Origin of the sequence: Stenotrophomonas lacuserhaii (assembly GCF_014836545.1) — a bacterium.
Lineage (GTDB): Bacteria > Pseudomonadota > Gammaproteobacteria > Xanthomonadales > Xanthomonadaceae > Stenotrophomonas > Stenotrophomonas lacuserhaii.
Genome location: NZ_JACSQS010000016.1, coordinates 7,397 through 22,662, shown reverse-complemented (window position 1 = coordinate 22,662; position 15,266 = coordinate 7,397). Strand labels below are relative to the sequence as shown.

Below are 15,266 nucleotides of genomic sequence, written 5' to 3'. Positions count from 1 at the left end.
TCGGTCAACTTCCCCCGCGTTTGCCTGGTGCCTTACCCTTCTTCGCCGACACGCCCGGCAGCGGCTCCAGCAACGCCTGCAGGTCCTCCTCGCTGAAGCCGGGTCCCGCCGCACCGCCATTCTCCAGGATCGAATCGGCCAGCGCTGCCTTTCGCTGCTGAAGTTCACTGATCCGCTCCTCGATGCTGCCGGCAGCGATCAGGCGATAGACGAAGACCGGTTTGTCCTGGCCGATCCGGTGCGCCCGGTCGCTGGCCTGGTTTTCGGCTGCCGGGTTCCACCACGGGTCGAAATGGATGACCGTATCGGCGGCTGTCAGATTTAGCCCGACACCGCCCGCCTTCAGGCTGATCAGGAAGATGGGCACCTCTCCCTGCATGAACCGGCGCACTGGAGTGGCCCGGTCACGGGTGTCGCCGGTCAGGGTGACGAACGCCAGTCCGCTCTTGTCCAAGGCCTGCGCGATCAGCTCCAGCATGCGCGTGAACTGGGAGAACACCAGGATGCGGCGTCCTTCCTCCACCATCTCCGGCAACAGCGTCAACAGCAGGTCAAGCTTGGCCGAACCCTGCGTGCGCGGCGTGGCCTCGCCGGGCAGCAGGCGTGGATCGCAGCAGACCTGGCGCAACTTCAGCAGTGCATCGAGCACGACGATGTGGCTCTTGGCCATTCCTTTGCCGGCGACGGCCTCGCGCACTTTTTCCTGCATCGCCGATCGCACTGTCTCGTACAGGTCGCGCTGGCCACCCTCCAATGACACGTGGCGGGTGATCACGGTCTTGGGCGGCAGCTCCGCCGCCACCTGGTCCTTGCGTCGGCGCAGGAGGAATGGACGCACGCGCTGGGCCAGCAGCTGCGCGCGTTGGCCGTCACCGCTGCGCTCGATCGGATGGCGCCAATGCAGGTTGAAGGTCTTCTCGCTGCCAAGCAGGCCCGGCAGGACAAAGTCGATATGCGTCCACAGTTCGCCCAGGTGGTTTTCCAGCGGCGTGCCGGTCAGGCACAGCCGGTGCCGGCTCTGCAGCGTGCGCAGGCTGATCGCCGCGCGTGCCTTGGCATTCTTTACCTGCTGGGCTTCGTCGAGGATCAGCAGGTGATAGGCATGCGCCTGCAGCGCGGCCTCATCCCGCCACACCAGCGGATAGGTGGTCAGCACCAGGTCGTGGGCGGGAATCTGTTCGAACAGCGCCTCTCGGGCAGGGCCATGCAGGACCAGCACGCGCAGACCGGGAGCGAAACGCGCGGCCTCCTGCTGCCAGTTGAACAGCAGGGATGTCGGCATGACCACCAGCGCGGGCCGGTCCAATCGCCCCCCTTCCTTTTCCAGCAGCACGTGCGCCAGGGTCTGCAGCGTCTTGCCCAGGCCCATGTCATCGGCCAGGATGCCGCCCAGCTCCTGTTGGCGCAGGTACTGCAGCCACGCCAGCCCGTCCTGCTGATAAGGCCGCAAGGCGGCAGCCAGCCCGACGGGTGCCGCAACCGGTTGTGGCGTGGGTTCCTGCACCAGCCGCTGCACCATCGCGCGGGTATCGGTGGCGCCACGCAGCTGCAGGCTTCCGGACTGTTGCAGCGCCTGCAGGCGTCCCCTGTCGCGTGCGGAAACACGCAGGGGCCCAGCGCCGTTGCCAAACAGGTCGCCGAGCAGGGTCACGACGGGCTTCAGCCGCCCCGCCTGGAATGACAGCGCTCCTGCCGTGGGGGAGGCGATCAGGATGCGCTCTTCGTCGTCGATGGCATCCAGCGCGCCCCGCGTCCAGCGCGGATCGGTCTGCAGTAATTGCGCCAGCATCGGTGCCAGCGGCACCGTCTGGCCATCGATTTCGATGCCCAGCGCTACGTCCAGCCAGCCAGCGCCTGTGTCATCGGGCTGCACGTCCCAGAGCACGCTGTCCACCACGGTGATGCGGTGCCGGAAATCCTCCGGGACGGTGACCACCCACCCCAGTTCCTGCAGCCGGGGCAGCTCGCGCAGCATGAAGCTGCCCCAGTCGTAGGAGCGCAGGTGGAAGTGGGGCCCGGCCCCACTGAGCAGCGCTGCCGACTGCGGATGGCGGTGAAGTCCACTGCTGCGCAACTCGTTTTCCCGCTTGGCCTCTTCGGCCGTATCGCGTGGCAGCAGCTCGATCGTTCCGTCCGCACCCCGCACGAAGCGCGAGGGGTCATCGAGGTGCTTGAAATGGTCGCCGTAGGCGAAAGAGACCGTGGCGAATTCCAGCCGCTGCATCTCACCTCTTCGCGCGCCCCACGTCTGCGGTTGCTCTTCGGTATGCAGCATCAGGTGCGGGACCATGCCATCCACCTGGGCGATGGGCATCGCATCGGCGGTGGCCGGCGGCAGGGGCAGGGCAGGATCCAGCCGCTGGAGCATCTGCGCGGTAAGGGAATGCTCGTCGGGCAGCAACGGCGGCAGCCCAAGGAAAGCATCGGCGTCGGGGCTTGCCACCGCCAGTTGCAGCGGACCCGTCTCACCGGTTCTCTCGTCCAGATAACAGGCGCACTGATCTTCCACCGCTCCGTCGGCGTTCCCGTCCACCTGCAGCACCGGCAGGGAGCATACGCCCAGCTGGCTGTCGGCCGCCTTCCACTCCAGGTGGCCTGCGCGAGCGGGGCCCGCGCGCAGGGGCAGCAACTGCCTCGTGCCGGGGTGCTGTACCCAGCCATGGCCGGAGGCCAGGATCATGTCCAGCAACGGCTGCACGGCTACACGCCGGCCGCCCTTGCGCTGCTGGCGCAACCACAGCTGCCCGAGAACGGCGATGTCCTGTTGCGACACGTAGCCGGGCGGGTCGATGACCAGCTCCGGGGTGATGTCAAACCGCTTCTCGCGCTCCAGCGCGCCGTCGGCCGTCTTCCGCATCCTGTACGCATGGATGCCGAGGCGGAACTGGAATACGGAAAGCACGAACGCAACGCTTTTCGGGTTCTGCTTTCCCTTGCTCGACCCCGTGCGTGCAGCGTGCTGAGCATGCCATTGAGACAGACGGGTGAGCAGCTCGGCGCGAACCGGTTGCGCGTGCTGCGGTACCGTCGCCTCGATTTCCTCGTCTTCGCTATCCTCATCAGGCCCGTGCAGGGCACACATCATGACCGCGGCCACATGCTTGCAATTGTCGCCCACCGGGCAGCTGCAGCGGCCGTTGAGGCGACTGTGGGGGCTACGAAGGCTGGCCTTGAGGTTGATCGTTACCCGATAAGGCTGGGTGGCAGTGCCCTCTACCTTGGCATGCAGGAGGTCCCTTTCCATGCGCAGGTCATACACCCTGGCCAGGTAGCCGGCCGCCTTGTGGATCGTGCGCTCGTCGAGCCAGCGATACAGATCATTTTCATCGAACAGGACGGACATCGGCGATCTTTCCAACGGGGCGGCATCTGGCCGCACATCGGGATGCAGGCGTGACCGGGACCGCCAGTTTACGAGCTGTGCCCACTGCGGCAAATGCTGCGCCGCACCCCAGCGGGGGGGCGGGGTGCCGTTAGAATGCCGTCATCATTACCGTGGGACAGCAACGCAATGGATAGTTCCGGTACCGGCAGCAAGCGCGATAAACGATATGCCAGCGCGGCGCTCGCCCTGCAGGGCGTGGTCGCCGATGGTCAGACCCTGGCCGTTGGCGGTTTCGGCCTGTGTGGCATCCCCGAGGCGCTGATTGCCGCCTTGCGCGACAGCGGTGTCAGCGGCCTGACGGTGATTTCCAATAATGCCGGCGTGGACGGTTTCGGCCTTGGCCAGCTGCTGGCGACCCGCCAGATCCGGAAGATGATCTCTTCCTACGTGGGCGAGAACAAGGAGTTCGAGCGCCAGTTCCTGGCCGGCGAACTTGAACTGGAATTCAACCCGCAGGGCACCCTGGCCGAGCGCCTGCGCGCCGGTGGGGCCGGCATTCCGGCGTTCTTCACCGCTACCGGGTACGGCACGGTGGTGGCCGAGGGAAAGGAAACGCGAGAGTTCGACGGCCGCCACTACGTGATGGAAACCGCGCTGCGCGCTGATGTGGCATTGGTCAAAGCGTGGAAGGCGGACGAAGCGGGCAACTTGCTGTTCCGGCGTACCGCGCGCAACTTCAATCCGGCCTGCGCGATGGCCGGCAAGGTCTGCATCGCCGAGGTGGAAGAGGTGGTGCCGGTGGGCAGCATCGACCCGGATCAGGTGCACCTGCCCGGTATCTACGTGCACCGCATCGTGCATAACCCGACACCCGAGAAGCGCATCGAACAACGTACCGTGCGCCAGGAGGCGAACTGAGATGGCCTGGACCCGCGACGAAATGGCGGCCCGTGCCGCGCGTGAGCTCACCGATGGGGCCTATGTGAACCTCGGCATCGGCCTGCCGACCCTGGTGGCCAACCATATTCCCGAGGGCGTGGACGTCTGGCTGCAGTCGGAGAACGGCCTGCTCGGGATCGGCCCGTTCCCCACCGAGGCGGAGATCGACCCAGACCTGATCAACGCAGGCAAACAGACCGTTACCGCGCGTGCGGGCGCCAGTTATTTCGGCAGCGATGACAGCTTCGCGATGATCCGCGGCGGCCACGTCAACCTGGCCATCCTCGGCGCGATGCAGGTGACCGATAGCGGCGACCTGGCCAACTGGATGGTGCCGGGCAAGATGGTCAAGGGCATGGGCGGGGCGATGGATCTGGTAGCCGGCGTGCAGCGGGTGGTGGTGCTGATGGAGCACACCGCCAGGAACGGCGAGCACAAGATCCTCAAGGAATGCTCGCTGCCGCTGACCGGTGTCGGCGTGGTGGATCGCATCATTACCGATCTGGCCGTGTTCGATGTGACCGGCGACGGGCTGGTGCTGGTGGAAACCGCACCGGGCGTTGAAGAAGCAGAGCTGGTGGAAAAGACCGGCGTGGCGTTCAAGCGCAGCTGATGGCCGCGCTGTTCCCGCAGGACCTGCCTGATGCCGATGTGCGCCACCTTGCAGGGTGGCTGCCTCCTGCGCAGGCAGCGGCCCTGCAGGCAGCGTTGCTGCGGGACATTCCATGGGAAGTGCACCGGATACGGATGTTCGGGCGGTTGGTGGATTCACCGCGGCTGAGTTGCTGGATGGGCGACGCGGATGCGCGTTACCGTTACTCCGGCGCAGACTTTCTGCCGCATCCGTGGGCGGATGTGCTGATGCCCGTTCGTGACCGATTGCAGGAGGAGCTGGGAACGCGCCTCAACAGCGTGCTGCTCAACCGCTATCGCAGCGGTACGGACAGCATGGGCTGGCACAGCGATGACGAGCCGGAACTGGGGCCGCAGCCGGTGATTGCTTCACTCAGCCTGGGCGCTGCGCGCCGCTTTCTGCTGCGCAGGCGCGATGACCACGCCTTCAAGGCCAACTACCTGCTCGGCCATGGCGACCTGCTGGTCATGGCCGGCAGTACGCAAGCCCACTACCAGCATGCCCTGCCGAAGAGCGCCCGGGTACAGGTCGAGCGGATCAACCTGACTTTCCGCCTGATTACACCGCGCTAGCGGCCGGCACTACCGAATCACCAGCCAATCAGCGCAGTGAACCGCCGTCCGTATCCTTCTGCCCACTGCTCAGCGCCCAGCCCACCACATCGGCGGTCAGGGCATTCAGCCCCTTCTCGAAGGCCGCGGTCACCGCCGGCACGTCGGTCGAACCCACCGGCTGTTCCTGGCGGAACGTCCGGTCGATCACCACGCGCTGGTCCACCACGTGGATCAGCTTGGCGTTGATCTCGATGACCACGGTCGGCGTGGGCTGGCCGCGGTAATCCGATTCAAAACGGCGGATGTCGGTCGCAAGGCGGTAATCAGCGCGGATACCCGCAGCGGCGCGCCCGACGCCGGCGATACGGCCGGAATCCTCGAAACCGCGCAGCAGGGCGTCTTCGATCATGTCGGTGGCCGGCTGCGCCCAGGTCGCGCCAGCGTAGATTTCCAGCTCCGAAGGACGCGGCCGCACGTTGATGCGCGGGCTGTCGACCATGCGCGTGGCGCTCGGCTTGGACAGCACCAGCTGCCAGGCCACGGTAGGCCAGGACGGATCCACCTTCACCTGTACGGCCGGGGAGTAGATCGTCACTGCGTTGCGGTCGCCGCTGGACAGGATCGAACAACCGGCCAGGCTGGCCAGCAGAGCAGCCGGCAGCAGCAGGCGCGTCACGGACAGGGAGGGCATGCGCTTCATTCGGGTTCGAACTCCTTCGGTGCGTCGCGGCCCAGCAAGTAGCGCGCGGGGTTGTTCTCAAGGCGGTCACTGACCCGGCGCAGGTCGCGGATCAGGCCGCGCAGTTCGGTCAGGGTCGGACCGAGCTGGCCCAGGCCGTCGCTGGCGAAGCTGTTGATGGCCGCCCGGTTCTCGCCGAGGATCGAATTGGCATTGCCGGCCGCCGAATCCATCTTGGTCATGGTGGCGTCCAGCTTTTCGATGATGCCCGGCAGCTCCTGTACCAGGTTCTGGTCCAGCCGCTGGATGGTCCCGTTGGTGGTCTTCAGGGTCTCGTCCAGACTACGCGCGGCATTGCGCGCGCTGAGCAGCAGCGCCTGGGTGCCCTGTTTCTGGTCGGCCAGCCCGCCACTGATCGATTCGATATTGGCCAACGTGGCATTGATCGCGGCCACGTTGCGGTCGCTCAGCACCTGGTCCATGCGCTCGACGATGCGGTTGGCCACGTCGGTGATGTTCTGCAGGGCCGAAGGCGTGGTCGGAATGATCGGCGCGGGATCGCGGTTGACCGAGGTCAGCGTCGGCGACTGCGGCGTACCGCCACTGAGCTGGATGATCGACGGGCCGGTCAGGCTGGTGATCGCCAGCTTGGCGCGGGTATCGGTCTTGACCGGCGTGGTGGAGTTGAGGCGGATCTTGGCCACCACCTGACGCGGGTCATCCGGGACCAGATTGAGCTCGATGATCGACCCCACCGCGATGCCGTTGTACTGCACCGGGCTGCCCACGGTCAGGCCGGTGACCGCCTCGCGGAACACCACGCGGTATTCCTGCCAGGTGCGGTCGGACGAATACTTGGCTGCCCAGAGGCCGAAGGCCAGCAGGGCCAGGCCGGTGATCAGGGTGAACGCGCCTATCAGCACGTAGTTGGCTTTGGTTTCCATGACTCAGGCACTCTCGGTCTGTTCGCCGCGCGCAGCACGTGCGCGGGGTCCGTGGAAATATTCCTGGATCCACGGATGGTCCAGTTTCTCGATGTCGGCCAGCGGCGCGTTGGCGACCACCTTGCGGTCGGCCAGCACGGCCACCCGGTCACAGATGGCATACAGGGTGTCCAGATCGTGTGTGATCAGGAAGACAGTCAGCCCCAGCGCTTCCTGCAGGGTCTTGATCAGGCGGTCGAACGCGGCCGCGCCGATCGGGTCCAGCCCGGCCGTGGGTTCGTCCAGGAACAGCAGCGGCGGGTCCAGGGCCAGCGCACGGGCCAGCCCGGCGCGCTTGCGCATGCCGCCTGACAACTGCGAAGGCAGCTTGTTGATCGCATCGGCGGGCAGGCCCGCCAGCTTCACCTTCAGCAACGCCAGCTCGTAATGCCAGCGCTCGGGCAGCTCGCGATGGTGTTCCTTCAGGGGCACCTGCACGTTCTCGCCGACGGTCAGGGAAGAAAACAGCGCGCCATCCTGGAACAGCACGCCGGTATTGCGCTGGATGTGCAGGCGGCTTTCGCTGTCGCCACCGCGCGCATCGCGCCCCAGCACTTCGATCTGCCCTTCATCGGGGTTGCGCAGGCCGAGGATGGAGCGCATCAGCACCGACTTGCCGGTGCCCGAGCCGCCGACCACGCCGAGGATCTCGCCGCGCCGCACGTCCAGGTCCAGGCCTTCGTGCACGGTCTGGCTGCCGAAACGGTTGACCAGCCCGCGCACACGGATGGCCAGCTTCGCTTCGTCCTCGCCGGGGGCGTCGTGGATTTCGTGGGTGCGTTCGTCGTTCACCGTCACCAGCCCATCTGCATGAACCACAACGCAGCGAAGGCGTCGAGGATGATCACCAGGGAAATGGCCTGGACCACGCTGGAGGTCGTGCGCTCGCCCACCGACTGCGCGGTACCCTCGACCTTCAGGCCTTCCAGGCAGCCGATCAGCCCGATCACCAGCGCGAACACCGGTGCCTTGGCCAGGCCGACCAGCATGTTGCGTACTTCCATCGTGTCGTACATGCGAGCGATGTACATCTGCGGCGGGATATCCAGGTCGAACGCGCCCACCGTGATGCCGCCGGCCAGGCCGGCGACCATTGCGATGAAGGTCAGCAGCGGCAGGGTGACCAGCAGCGCGACGATGCGCGGCAGCACCAGCAGGTCCATCGGATCCAGGCCGAGCGTCTTCATCGCGTCGATTTCCTCGCGCGCCTTCATCGCACCGATCTGCGCGGTGAACGCGCTGGCGGTACGGCCGGCCAGCACGATCGCGGTCAGCAGCACGGCGAACTCGCGCAGGAAGGCGATGCTGACCAGTTCGACCACGTAGATCTCCGCGCCGAAGTCGCGCAGGATCGTCGAACCGAGGAAGGCGATCACCGCACCGACCAGGTAAGAAAGCAGGGCCACCAGCGGCACCGCATCCAGCCCGACCTGCTCCATCTGGTGCACGGTGGCGGTCAGGCGGAAACGGCGCGGCTCCTTCAGCAGGCGCGCGCCCTTGACCAGGCTTTCGCCGAGGAAGCTGGCCAGCGCCACGATGTTCTGGCCGGTCGCGTGCATGCTGCGGCCAAGCCGGTCCAGCGCGGCCAGCACGCCGAAATCCCGTTTCGCCTTGGGCCGGTCGTCGGCGACTTCTTCGATGGTGCAGACCAGCGCCTGGTGGTCTTCGCGGAACTGCAGCGCGTCCTGCCCCAGGTCGGCGCGGTGGGCCACGCGCAGCAGTTGCAGCACGCCGGCCGAATCCAGCTGTTCGATGCCGGTGGCGTCGATGGCGGTCAGTCCCTCCGGGACCTCGCGCAGCACCTCGGCGGCCTGCAGGGCGGTGTGCAGTGTCCAACGACCGGACAGGCGGATGCGGCCCGGTTCATTGGCATCGCGTTCGATCCGGGGATTCTGGTCGGAGGTCATGGTCGGCATCAAGGATGCAGCATAGCGTGTGCATGTCGCATGCAGCGTAGGTCCTGTCCGAATGTCCTTCTGCACGGGCCGGGGCTGGGTAATACTACCGCGCATGCCTGTAGACGCCTCCCCGATAGCCTCGCCCCCCGCCACCTATGCGCAGCGCGTGGCGTTCGTCTGTGAGATCGCCGGGCGCCTGCACAGTTACGGCACCACCGCCCAGCGCCTGGAGGCTGCCGTGGTGGCCCTGGCCCAGCAGTTGGGGTTGGATTGCGAGCCCTGGTCGAATCCGACCGGGATCATCCTGAGCTTCAGCGATCCGGCCAAAGCGATTGGCTCCAGCGACATCACCCGCGTGATCCGGCTGGCACCTGGCGAAAACGATCTGCATAAGCTCAGCGTCGCAGATCGCATCGCCGAAGATGTCGCCAACGGCCGGATGAGCCTGGCCCAGGGGCACACCGCGCTGCGCCAGCTGGACGCTGATCCCGGGCTGCGCGGAAAGGTCAAGGAAGTGTTGTCCTACAGCCTGGGCGCGGCCGGCGTGGCCGGTCTGTGGAAACTGCCGTGGCTGGACATCGCCACCGCTGGCGCGATCGGGCTGCTGATCGGCCTGCTGGGGCGCTGGACCGGCCAACGCGCGGCGACCAAGGAGGCCAGTGAAGCGCTGGCGGCGCTGTTGGCGGGGCTGGTCGCTACGCTGGTGGCCACCTACGTGGGCGCGCTCAACCTCAATACCGTGGTGATCGCCTCGCTGGTGATCCTGCTGCCGGGTATGTCCCTGACCAATGCGGTGAACGAGTTGGCCAGCCAGCACTGGGTGTCCGGCACGGCGCGGGTGGCGGGGGCGCTGACCACCATCATGAAGCTGACGGTGGGCGCGATGATCGCGGTGACGCTGGCCGATGTGATCGGGCTGGACCCGGTGGTGCGCGCCTCGCGGCCGCAGGGCGCGTGGGTGGAGTGGTCGGCGCTGCTGATCGCGGCGGTCGCCTTCGCGATGCTGTTCAAGGCCAGTCGACGCGATTTTCCGTGGGTGCTGGCGGCCTGCGTGGCCGGCTATGCGATTTCCAAATTCGCCGGGCACGCGTGGGGTGCGCCGGCGGGTATCTTCCTTTCGGCGATGCTGCTGACGGCGGCGGGCAACCTGTTTGGACGGCTGGTGCAGCGGCCGGGGGCGATCATCCGCCTCCCGGGCATCATCATGATGGTGCCGGGAAGTACCAGCCTGCGCGGGGTGCTGACGCTGGTGCAGCAGCAGGATGTCGGGGCGGGGCAGGGGGTGTTCCTGACCGTGTTGAACGTGGTGATGGCGCTGGTGGCGGGGTTGTTGTTCGGAAACCTGCTGATTCCGGCGCGGAAGACGTTGTAGGTTTGTTGTTGGCGAAGGGCGTCGGCGTTGGCGTCGGGCGGGTGGGGTCTGCAGGACACGCCGCAAGTACGTCCTTGTAGGCTGCATCGCCGCATCCCTGCGGCTCAGCGTCCTGCAAACCCCACCCGCCCGACGCCCTGACACATTCCGGGGGCTGCCGGTCCGCGTTGAAATAAAAGAGGGTGCTGTGGTGGGTGACGACCGTTGGTCGTCACGCTGTTGCGGGCACAAAAAAACGCCGGCTTCGCAGCCGGCGTTCTTCAGGATCGCGAGGGTTTTCAGGCCTTCTTGATCAGGTAATCCTCCACCTTCTTGCCCTTGCTGGTCAGCTCGGCCAGCCAGCGCGGCTGCTTGCCGCGGCCGGTCCAGGTTTCCTTGGTGTTGGCCGGGTTGCGGTACTTCGGGGCAACCTTGCCCAGCTTGCGGCCGGCGGTCTTGGACGGTGCCTTGGTCGCGGCCTTGCGGGCGCGCGGTGCCGGTGCGCCGCCGAACAGTTCTTCGATGCTGTAGCCCTCGACCTTGGCCAGCTTTTCCAGCTGGGCGCGGACCTTGGTGATCGGGCGACGCTTGGCGACGATGGTCTGCTGCTTCTTGGCGGTGCGGATCAGTGCACCCAGTTCACGGGCCGACAGACCGGTCAGATCAATACTCATGCAGTGCTCCAGACAATATGGAAAGGGTCTGCCAGTCCTTGGCTCGGGCCCAAGAGTAATGTGCATTTACTGCAAGCACAAACAGGAAACAGCACTTCTGGGGTGAACAGCAAAAGAAAAGCCGGGATTAACCCGGCTTTTATTCTTTTATCCGAGCAGTTTGCGCATCAGGCTGTCGCGATCCAGGCTCTCGGCCTCGCTCGCGCTGCGTGAGCGATATTCGAAAGTACCTGCGGCCAGGCCGCGTTCGGAAACCACCACGCGGTGCGGAATGCCGATCAATTCCATGTCGGCGAACATGGCGCCGGGGCGCAGGCCACGATCGTCCAGCGCGGCATCCAGCCCACCGGCACGCAGCGATTCCAGCAGCTCGGCAGCGGCGGCGGACACGGCGGCGTCGCCCTTGGGGTTGATGACGCACACCACTGCCTGCCACGGCGCCATTGCCTCGGGCCAGACGATGCCGACCTCGTCGTGGTTCTGTTCAATGGCGGCGGCGACGATGCGCGAAATGCCGATGCCATAGCAGCCCATGCTCAGCACCGCGGCCTTGCCATTCTCATCAAGCACGGTGGCATTGAGTGCTTTTGCATACTGGCGGCCCAGCTGGAAAACGTGGCCCACTTCGATGCCGCGGGCAATCTTCAGCTCGCCGCCGTCGCGGGCGCGGTCACCGGCCTGCACGTTGCGGATATCAGCGATTTCCGGCTCCGGCAGGTCACGGCCCCAGTTGACGCCGGCCAGGTGGAAACCTGCCTCATTGGCACCGACGACAAAATCGGCGAGTGCGGCCACCTCCGGGTCAGCCACGACACGGATCGCCTTGGCCGGACCCACCGGGCCCAGGAATCCGGGCACGCAGCCGAGGTACTCGCTGATTTCCGCCTCGGTGGCAAACCGGTGGTCGGACAGGCCGGGCACCTTGGCCAGCTTGATCTCGTTGACCTCGTGGTCACCGCGCACCAGCGCCAGCACGAAGGTCTCCCCGGCCATCAGCGCGACCGATTTGACCGTGCGCTGCAGTGCCAGTCCGAGCAGGGCGGCCACCTCTTCGCAGGTCTTCTGGGTCGGGGTTTCAAGCTTGCGCATCGCCTCGCCGGCGGCCGCACGGGCGGGGGGCTCGGCGGCCACGGCCGCTTCCATGTTCGCCGCATAATCCGAGCCGGTGGAAAACACCAGCGCGTCTTCGCCGGAATCGGCGATGACATGGAATTCCTGCGAGGCGTCACCGCCGATCGCGCCGGAATCGGCCTGTACCATGCGGAAATCCAGTCCCAGTCGGGTGAATATCCGACTGTAGGCAGCCTTCATGTTTTCGTATTCGCGGACCAGGTCTTCGTCGTGCAGGTGGAAGGAGTAGGCGTCCTTCATCAGGAATTCGCGCGCGCGCATCACCCCGAAGCGGGGCCGGATCTCGTCGCGGAACTTGGTCTGGATCTGGAAGAAATTGACCGGCAGCTGCTTGTAGCTGGACAGTTCCTGACGCGCGAAATCAGTCAGCGCTTCTTCGGCGGTGGGGCTGTAGCAGAACTCCTGCTCCTTGCGGTCCTTGATCTTCAGCAGCTGCGGGCCGAATTTTTCCCAGCGCCCGGTGGCTTCCCACAGCTCGCGCGGCTGGATCGTCGGGATCTGAAGTTCAACCGCGCCGGCATTTTCCATTTCCTCGCGGACGATGCGCTCGACCTTGCGCAGCACGCGCAGGCCCAGCGGCGACCAGATATACAGGCCGGAGGCGAGCTTGCGGATCATCCCCGCGCGCAGCATCAGCCGGTGGCTGGTCAGCTCGGCGTCGCTGGGGGTTTCCTTGGTGGTGTGCAGGTGGAACTGGGACAGGCGCATCGTCGGCATCATCTAACGGCGGAAGCCGTTATTCTGCCAGCCCGGCGCCTGTCGTGGGCGGCGGGCGGGTTTCAGGCCTGCGGGCAGTAAGCCTTGGCGGCCGCTTCGGCGAGCGCCCGCTGGTTGGCGCGCTGGGTCTCGTCGAGCGCGGTTTCGGCCGTGCCGTCACCATTGGTGTCCTGCATGACCGGACCGCTGCCAGCGAGCAGCGCCAGGTTGGCCCGCGCGGTGACGCACTGCGGGGCAAGCGGGGCCTCGGTCGCCGCCGCTGCCGGCGGATTGCCCGGGTCGCGGGTCTGCTGCCGGGTTTCAAAGGCCTTGCCGGCCGGCGGGCTCTCCGAATACTGGGTCACGCCGTTGGCGTCCTTCCATTTGTAAACCGGACCGGCAAACGCCGACCCGCTGGCCAGCAGCAGGAAACTCAAGCAGAACAGGGTACGCATGGAGACTCCAGGCCTGACCGGCGGGAAAGCGTGATTGCAGCACCGCAGCCGTCGGCTGGCAAGTCGATTAAACTCGGGGGATGGATCCCATCACACCGCCGCCGCCGCGTTCGCGCACCATTTACCTGCTTCCCAACCTGTTCACCACGGCGGGCCTGTTCGCCGGGTTCTACGCGATCATCGCCGCGGCGAACGGTGATTTCGTGTACGCCAGCATCGCGGTGTTCGTGGCTGCGGTCATGGACGGGCTGGACGGCCGGGTCGCGCGCCTGACCGGCACCAGCAGCGAGTTCGGCGTGCAGTACGACTCGCTCGCCGACCTGGTCAGCTTCGGCATGGCGCCGGCGCTGGTGATGTACCACTGGGCCCTGTCCTCGCTGAAGTACGACGGTGAGCTGCTGGGCCGCGTCGGCTGGGCGGTCGCCTTCCTGTACGCGGCCTGCGCCGCGCTGCGCCTGGCCCGCTTCAATACCCAGGTGGCGGTGGTGGACAAGCGCTGGTTCGTCGGCCTGGCCAGCCCGGCTGCGGCCGGCCTGATGATGTCCTTCGTCTGGGCTTTCGCTGACGGCACCCTCGGCTGGACCGGTGAGCAGCTGCGCTACGTAGCGCTGGGGGTGACCCTGGTGTCGGCCCTGCTGATGGTCAGCCGGATCCGCTTCTGGAGCTTCAAGGGCGGCGGCGCGAAGGGACCGCGCGCCGACCGCGTGCCGTTCCTGGTGTTGGCTCTGCTGCCGATCGGCATCGCGATTGCGGTGATCGACCTGCCGCGCGTGTTGCTGGCGGTAGGCGTCATCTACGCGCTGTCCGGGCTGGTCATGTGGACCATGCAGCGCCTGCGCAAGCGTCCGGACGCGGCGTGAGTGCCGACCTGCCCGTGCTGTGGACACCGGCCCAGCAGGCCTGGCTGCAGGCGATGGGCTACAGCGTGCTGCATGAAAGCGCGTTGGCGGCCGAGCTGGAGGCCGCGGCCGCCATGGCGCAGGCGATCGAGCCTCCTGCGGTTGAACTGAGCGTCGCCCCGGTGGCATCGCGCCCGGCGGTACCGCGACAGGCGCCGGCGGCCCCGCGCGCGCCGGTTGCACCGCGTCCGGCTGCCGTGGACACGATCGATTCCGCCAGCGATAGCGCGCCGCGCACGGGCACGGTGCGCCGTCCGTCGGTACGTCTGCCGGACCGCCTGCAGATCGCCTTGCTGCGTGCCTCGGGCTGCAATCCCAATGATCCGCAAACACAGGCCTTGATGGACAGCTGGCCACTGGACACGCTGCGCTCCGATCCGGCCGCCAAGCGTGCGCTGTGGCCCGTGCTGCGTGCGTTGCGCACGAAAGGGCGCGGCGCATGAGCGCTGTGGCCCGTCCCGTGCAGGCCAGCGTGCGCGCGTTGCGTGAAAGCGACCTCAATGCGGTCATGGTGATCGAGGAGCGGGGGTACCCGTATCCGTGGACGCGTGGCATCTTCCTGGACTGCCTGCGTGCGGGCTATCCGGGCCTGGCGATGGAAGAGGACGGCCTGTTGGTCGGCTATGCCTTGTTGAGCATCGCCGCCGATGAAGCGCACCTGTTGAACATCTGCGTGGACCCGCTCAACCAGTCACGCGGTCGCGGGCGGCAGTTGCTGCGCGCCATCGTGCGCCTGGCCCGCGACCGTGGCGTGCAGCGCGTGTTCCTGGAAGTCCGGCCGACCAATACGCCGGCGCTGTCGCTGTACCACAGCGAAGGATTCAACGAGATCGGTCGTCGTCCGCGTTATTACCCCGCTGCCGACGGTCGCGAGGATGCGCTGGTGATGGCCATCGAACTGGTGGCCGACGACATCGACAGGATGCCGCCGCTGTAAGCGGGGCACATGACGGCCAGCGGCCGTCACTACCGTGGCGGTGGTCAGGTAGCGCCGAGCCATGCTCGGCGAGCGCAGCGGCGGGGGCAATGGCGTGACGGCCAGCGGCCG

14 protein-coding genes and 1 pseudogene are annotated in these 15,266 nt (G+C 66.6%); 7 read left to right on the top strand and 8 right to left on the bottom strand.

Annotated features, from left to right (window positions below; translation table 11 throughout):
• Positions 1-4: 4 nt before the first annotated feature.
• A complete protein-coding gene (locus tag H9654_RS13890) occupies positions 5-3,343 on the bottom strand; it encodes a DEAD/DEAH box helicase (protein ID WP_191771310.1) in 3,339 nt (1,112 codons plus the stop codon).
• Between the two features lie 168 nt (positions 3,344-3,511).
• Between H9654_RS13890 and H9654_RS13885 the strand changes: the two genes are divergently transcribed.
• Genes H9654_RS13885 through H9654_RS13875 form a run of 3 tightly spaced genes read left to right on the top strand, consistent with a single transcriptional unit; the run spans position 3,512 to position 5,470 of the window.
• The gene (locus tag H9654_RS13885) at positions 3,512-4,243 is read left to right on the top strand and encodes a CoA transferase subunit A (protein ID WP_191771309.1); all 732 of its coding nucleotides are present in this window, start codon (positions 3,512-3,514) and stop codon (positions 4,241-4,243) included.
• A 1-nt stretch (position 4,244) separates the two neighbouring features.
• The gene (locus tag H9654_RS13880) at positions 4,245-4,877 is read left to right on the top strand and encodes a CoA transferase subunit B (RefSeq protein WP_101100188.1); all 633 of its coding nucleotides are present in this window, start codon (positions 4,245-4,247) and stop codon (positions 4,875-4,877) included.
• Complete coding sequence (locus tag H9654_RS13875; RefSeq protein ID WP_191771308.1) at positions 4,877-5,470, top strand: alpha-ketoglutarate-dependent dioxygenase AlkB family protein; 594 nt, start codon at positions 4,877-4,879, stop codon at positions 5,468-5,470. The genes H9654_RS13880 and H9654_RS13875 overlap by 1 nt, the downstream gene beginning before the upstream one ends.
• A gap of 28 nt (positions 5,471-5,498) precedes the next feature.
• Here the strand turns inward: H9654_RS13875 and H9654_RS13870 are convergent, their stop codons facing one another.
• From H9654_RS13870 to H9654_RS13855, 4 genes are read right to left on the bottom strand one after another with little or no spacing between them, the layout of a single operon-like run.
• Positions 5,499-6,143, bottom strand: a complete 645-nt coding sequence (locus tag H9654_RS13870) for an ABC-type transport auxiliary lipoprotein family protein (protein WP_191771307.1) — start codon at positions 6,141-6,143, stop codon at positions 5,499-5,501.
• Positions 6,144-6,148: 5 nt separating this feature from the next.
• Positions 6,149-7,075: an MlaD family protein gene (locus H9654_RS13865; protein ID WP_042613801.1), complete on the bottom strand. Its 927-nt coding sequence runs from the start codon at positions 7,073-7,075 to the stop codon at positions 6,149-6,151.
• Between the two features lie 3 nt (positions 7,076-7,078).
• Complete coding sequence (locus tag H9654_RS13860) at positions 7,079-7,906, bottom strand: ABC transporter ATP-binding protein (protein WP_191771306.1); 828 nt, start codon at positions 7,904-7,906, stop codon at positions 7,079-7,081.
• A 2-nt stretch (positions 7,907-7,908) separates the two neighbouring features.
• On the bottom strand, positions 7,909-9,021 hold the full coding sequence (locus H9654_RS13855) for an ABC transporter permease (protein WP_191771305.1): 1,113 nt from the start codon (positions 9,019-9,021) through the stop codon (positions 7,909-7,911).
• Positions 9,022-9,124: 103 nt separating this feature from the next.
• Here H9654_RS13855 and H9654_RS13850 point away from each other — a divergent pair, with 103 nt between their 5' ends.
• Positions 9,125-10,384 carry a threonine/serine exporter family protein gene (locus tag H9654_RS13850; protein ID WP_101100192.1) on the top strand — a complete coding sequence of 420 codons (1,260 nt, stop codon included), beginning with the start codon at positions 9,125-9,127 and terminating at the stop codon, positions 10,382-10,384.
• Between the two features lie 284 nt (positions 10,385-10,668).
• Here H9654_RS13850 and H9654_RS13845 read toward each other — a convergent pair.
• From H9654_RS13845 to H9654_RS13835, 3 genes and pseudogenes are all read right to left on the bottom strand, one after another.
• A pseudogene (locus tag H9654_RS13845) lies at positions 10,669-11,037 on the bottom strand (H-NS histone family protein); the annotation flags it as partial.
• A 147-nt stretch (positions 11,038-11,184) separates the two neighbouring features.
• Complete coding sequence (locus tag H9654_RS13840; RefSeq protein ID WP_191771304.1) at positions 11,185-12,876, bottom strand: proline--tRNA ligase; 1,692 nt, start codon at positions 12,874-12,876, stop codon at positions 11,185-11,187.
• A gap of 71 nt (positions 12,877-12,947) precedes the next feature.
• Entirely contained in the window at positions 12,948-13,319 is a 372-nt protein-coding gene (locus tag H9654_RS13835; protein ID WP_191771303.1) for a DUF4124 domain-containing protein, read from the bottom strand.
• An 80-nt stretch (positions 13,320-13,399) separates the two neighbouring features.
• Here H9654_RS13835 and pssA point away from each other — a divergent pair, with 80 nt between their 5' ends.
• Genes pssA through rimI form a run of 3 tightly spaced genes read left to right on the top strand, consistent with a single transcriptional unit; the run spans position 13,400 to position 15,155 of the window.
• A complete protein-coding gene (pssA, locus tag H9654_RS13830; RefSeq protein WP_101100291.1) occupies positions 13,400-14,179 on the top strand; it encodes a CDP-diacylglycerol--serine O-phosphatidyltransferase in 780 nt (259 codons plus the stop codon).
• The gene (locus tag H9654_RS13825; protein WP_191771302.1) at positions 14,176-14,661 is read left to right on the top strand and encodes a hypothetical protein; all 486 of its coding nucleotides are present in this window, start codon (positions 14,176-14,178) and stop codon (positions 14,659-14,661) included. Before pssA ends, H9654_RS13825 begins: the two co-directional genes overlap by 4 nt.
• Complete coding sequence (gene rimI / locus H9654_RS13820) at positions 14,658-15,155, top strand: ribosomal protein S18-alanine N-acetyltransferase (RefSeq protein ID WP_191771301.1); 498 nt, start codon at positions 14,658-14,660, stop codon at positions 15,153-15,155. Before H9654_RS13825 ends, rimI begins: the two co-directional genes overlap by 4 nt.
• The last annotated feature ends 111 nt before the right edge of the window (positions 15,156-15,266 follow it).

Coding starts and splice junctions, on each gene's coding strand:
- rimI (WP_191771301.1), top strand. CDS start 14,658: ATGAGCGCTGTGGCCCGTCCCGTGCAGGCCAGCGTGCGCGCGTTGCGT.
- H9654_RS13835 (WP_191771303.1), bottom strand. CDS start 13,319: ATGCGTACCCTGTTCTGCTTGAGTTTCCTGCTGCTGGCCAGCGGGTCG.
- H9654_RS13880 (WP_101100188.1), top strand. CDS start 4,245: ATGGCCTGGACCCGCGACGAAATGGCGGCCCGTGCCGCGCGTGAGCTC.
- H9654_RS13855 (WP_191771305.1), bottom strand. CDS start 9,021: ATGACCTCCGACCAGAATCCCCGGATCGAACGCGATGCCAATGAACCG.
- H9654_RS13875 (WP_191771308.1), top strand. CDS start 4,877: ATGGCCGCGCTGTTCCCGCAGGACCTGCCTGATGCCGATGTGCGCCAC.
- H9654_RS13885 (WP_191771309.1), top strand. CDS start 3,512: ATGGATAGTTCCGGTACCGGCAGCAAGCGCGATAAACGATATGCCAGC.
- H9654_RS13870 (WP_191771307.1), bottom strand. CDS start 6,143: ATGCCCTCCCTGTCCGTGACGCGCCTGCTGCTGCCGGCTGCTCTGCTG.
- pssA (WP_101100291.1), top strand. CDS start 13,400: ATGGATCCCATCACACCGCCGCCGCCGCGTTCGCGCACCATTTACCTG.
- H9654_RS13890 (WP_191771310.1), bottom strand. CDS start 3,343: ATGTCCGTCCTGTTCGATGAAAATGATCTGTATCGCTGGCTCGACGAG.
- H9654_RS13850 (WP_101100192.1), top strand. CDS start 9,125: ATGCCTGTAGACGCCTCCCCGATAGCCTCGCCCCCCGCCACCTATGCG.
- H9654_RS13865 (WP_042613801.1), bottom strand. CDS start 7,075: ATGGAAACCAAAGCCAACTACGTGCTGATAGGCGCGTTCACCCTGATC.
- H9654_RS13840 (WP_191771304.1), bottom strand. CDS start 12,876: ATGCGCCTGTCCCAGTTCCACCTGCACACCACCAAGGAAACCCCCAGC.